This is a genomic window from Micromonospora arida, from assembly GCF_003857035.1.
GTDB lineage: Bacteria > Actinomycetota > Actinomycetes > Mycobacteriales > Micromonosporaceae > Micromonospora > Micromonospora arida.
This window is the reverse complement of record NZ_QGSY01000034.1, coordinates 1-4,106: the sequence shown is the minus strand read 5'-3', so window position 1 is coordinate 4,106 and position 4,106 is coordinate 1. Positions and strand designations below refer to the sequence as shown.

Genomic DNA, 4,106 nt, shown 5'->3' with positions numbered 1-4,106 from the left:
GTGGTGGGGGTGCTGCTGGACCGGAGTGTTGATCTGGTGGCGGCGCTGCTGGGGGTGTGGAAGGCGGGGGCGGCGTTCGTGCCGCTGGACCCGTCGTATCCGGCCGGTCGGATCGCCTCGATGCTGGCCGATGCCGGTGTGTCTCGTGTGGTGACCTCGGCGCGTTACGCGGATCGGTTCGCGCCCGGCGTGGAGGTGCTGACCGTCGACTCTGTGCCGCAGGTGGAGTCGGTGGTGTTGCCGGGTGTGGTGGATCTGGATGATTTGGCGTATGTGATTTTCACGTCGGGTTCGACGGGTCGGCCGAAGGGGGTGCAGGTTACGCATCGGGGTTTGGCGAATCATGTTCGTTGGGCGTCGGTGGAGTTGGCTGGTCGTGGTTCGGCGGGGTCGGCGGTGTTTTCGTCGGTGGCTTTTGATTTGCAGGTGCCGAATGTGTGGGCTCCGTTGGTGGTGGGTCAGCGGGTGTTCATGGTGGATCAGGATTTGGATTTGGCGGAGTTGGGGGAGTCGTTGTCGGCGGCTGCTCCGTTTAGTTTTTTGAAGTTGACGCCGGGTCATTTGGAGATTTTGGGTCGGCAGTTGTCGGATGAGCGGTTGGCGGGTTTGGCGCCGGTGGTGGTGGTTGCGGGTGAGGGTTTGCCTGCGGCGTTGGCGAACCGGTGGTTGGGCATTTTGGGTGCGGGGAATCTGATCAATGAGTACGGGCCGACGGAGGCGTCGGTGGGTACGTGTGTTTTCCCGGTGCGGGTGGAGCAGACGTTGCCGGTGGTGCCGATTGGTCGGGCGTTGCCGGGTATGCGGATGTTCGTGCTTGATTCGTTCATGAATCTGGTGCCGGTGGGTGTGGTTGGTGAGTTGTTTGTTGGTGGTGTGGGTGTTGCTCGGGGGTATGTGGGTCAGTCGGGGTTGACGGCGGATCGGTTTGTGCCGGATCCGTTCGCCTCGGATGGGTCGCGGTTGTATCGGACGGGGGATCTGGTTCGTCGGTTGGCCGATGGTGCGGTGGAGTTCGTCGGCCGGGTCGATCATCAGGTGAAGGTCCGTGGTTACCGCATCGAGTTGGGCGAGATCGAGTCGGTGATCGGCTCGGTGGCCGGCGTCCGCGAGACGGTGGCGCTGATCGATCCGGAAGAGGCGCGGCTGCTCGCCTTCTACGTCCCCGGAGGACCGGACGCCGATCTGGCCGCCCGGGTGCGGCAGGAATGCGCCAGTCGACTGCCGGAGTACATGATCCCGGCGGACCTGGTCGTGGTGGAGTCGATCCCCCTGAACACCAACGGCAAGGTCGACCGCGCCGCCCTCGCCGCGTCGGTCGGAGCATCCGGCCGGGTGCACGTGGCTCCCCGCACCGAACTCGAGCAGCAGCTCGCGGAGATCTGGGCACGCGTGCTGACCCTCGACACGGTCAGCGTCGTGGACAGCTTCTTCGACCTCGGCGGCGACTCACTACGCGCGGTGGCCCTGGTCGGCGCCCTCCGGGGAGCCGGCTTCCCCGTTGGCGTCCGAGACGTCTTCGTGCACCGCACCGTTGCCGCGCTCGCCGCGCACCTGACGGCCAAGGACGCCGCCGAGGTCGCACCGGAGTTCCAGCCGGTCGCCCCGTTCGCGCTGCTCGACGACGCCGACCGGGCAGCCCTGCCCGCCGGCCTCACCGACGCGTACCCCATCGCCCAGGTGCAACTCGGCATGCTGGTGGAGATCCAGAAGGACCCGACGCGGTCGCTGTACCACATCGTCCGCTGCTTCCGGGTGCACAGCCGCCAGCCCTTCTCGGCCGAAGCGCTCACGTCGGCGGTGCACGACACCGTCGACCGGCACGAAACCCTGCGTACGTCGTTCGACCCGCACACCTACTCGGTGCCGCTGCAACTCGTGCACGCCCAGGCCCCCGTCGACGTACGGATCCTGCGTCTGGACGAGGAGCGGGCCGAGGCGCACCTGCGCGGCTACGTCGAGGCCGAGCGGGCCCGACCGTTCGACGCCGAGCACCCCGCCCCGCTGCTGCGGGTCAGCGCTCATGTCGGCGCCGACGGCGGATGGTGGCTCACCGTGGCGATCAGCCACCTGGTAACAGGTGGCTGGGACCTCAACACCCTGCTGGCCGAGCTGCTCAGCTGCTACGAGCGGCGGTGCGTGGGCATGGCGCCGGAGGCGCCGGAACCGACCGCGGTCCGGTACGCCGACTTCGTTGCCGGCGAGCGGGCGGCGCTCGCCTCGGAGGGCGACGAGGCGTACTGGCGGGAGATCACTTCCGAGTACGCCAGGTTCGTTCCGCCGTCGGGCTGGGGCGAGGCGTCCGCGACTCCCGGGACGGTGCTGCGGCACCGGATCAGCTACCAGGACCTCGACCCACGGATCCGCGCCCTGGCCTCGACGCTCGAGGTGTCACCCAAGGCTGTTCTGCATGCGGCTCATTTGAAGGTGATGAGTCAGTTGACTGATGAGCGGCGTTTTTACACGGGGTTGGTGTGTGATGCGCGGCCGGAGGTGCGGGGTGCGGAGCGTGTGCATGGGATGTACATCAATGTGTTGCCGTTCGGTCATGAGCGGGGTGGGGGTTCGTGGGGTGATCTGGTGCGGTCGGTGTTCGACGGTGAGGTGGAGTTGTGGCCGCATCGGCGGTTCCCGTTGCCGGCGGTGCGCAGGCTGACGGGTGTCGACACGCACCCGATCGACGTCGTCTTTGACTACACCGAACCCCGTACCGACCCGTCCGGTGGGGCAGGCGCTGCCGGGCCGGGCGACGCGCCAACGCCCGACGGCCACACCACGCCCGCCCGGGTCGCCAGTGACGTGGCCGCCACCGAGTTCGTCCTGTCCGTCGGTGCCAGCCCGACCGTGATCCGCCTCGTGGCTGATGGGCGGGTGTTTGGTGCGGCGGGGTTGGTGCGGTTGGCGGGGATGTTCCGGGTGGTGTTGGAGTTGATGCTGGCGGATCCGGGTGGGGATTCGCGGGTGGTGTGTGTGCCATCCGATGAGGCGCAGTGGTTGGCCCGGGTGGGTGTGGGGCCGGTGGTGCCGGTGGAGGGTGTGGCGTTCTCGGCGTTCGAGGCGAGGGCTGCTTCTGCTGGTGGGGCGGTTGCGATTGGTGATGGTGGGGTGTCGTTGTCGTATTCGGAGTTGAATGCGGCGGCGAACAGGTTGGCTCGGTATTTGCGGTCGGTGGGTGTGGGTGCCGAGGTGTTGGTGGGTGTGTGTCTGCATCGTTCGGTGGAGCAGGTTGTGGCGATGTTGGCGGTGCATAAGGCCGGTGGTGTGTATGTGCCGTTGGATCCGGGTTATCCGGTTGAGCGTTTGGGTTTGATGGTTGCCGATGCGGGGGCGTCGGTGGTGGTGACGTCGTCTGGGTTGTTGGCGGGGTTGCCGGGGTTGGCGGCTGAGGTGGTGTTGGTTGATCGGCCGGGGTTGTGGGCTGGTGAGTCGGGTGCGGATGTGCCGGTGGTGGTGGGTCCGGACAACGCCTGTTATGTGATCTTCACGTCGGGGTCGACGGGCCGGCCGAAGGGCGCGGTGGTCACCCACGCCGGCCTGGTCAACCGGACCGCCCACGTCGCACCCACCATCAACCGCCTCGGTGCCGACGGCGTGATCCTGCAGAAGACCGAGATCGGCTTCGACGTCTCACCGGCCGAGGTGTACGCCGCCCTGTCGACGGGCGCGCGGATCGTCGTGGCCCGCCCGGGTGGGCACCGTGACCCCGCGTACCTGCGTGACCTGATCATCGCCGAGTCGGTCACCTCGATCGAGCTCGTGCCCAGCATGTTGTCGGCGCTGCTCGCCGAGGGGATCGAGCGGTGCACCTCGCTGCGGTCGGTGGCGGTCGGCGGTGAGGAACTGCCGGTCGACGTGGCGCGGGCGTTCCTGGCTGCGCTGCCCGACTGCGAACTGCACAACACCTATGGGCCGGCGGAAACCACCGTCGACGTGACCAGTTGGCATTGCACCACCGAGGAGCTTGCCGCCCTGTCTCGCGTACCGCTCGGGCGCCCTTTCCCGAACCTCACCCTGCGCGTGCTCGACGACGAACTCCAGCCGGTGCCGGTCGGCGTGCGAGGGGAGCTGTACCTCGGTGGTGTGGGTGTGGGTCGGGGTTATTTGCGGGG

General features: G+C 67.6%; 1 protein-coding gene. It reads left to right on the top strand.

The window, feature by feature from the left end; genetic code table 11:
• On the top strand, positions 1–4,106 hold a 4,106-nt coding region (locus DLJ58_RS00395), incomplete at both ends, for a non-ribosomal peptide synthetase (protein ID WP_124853333.1).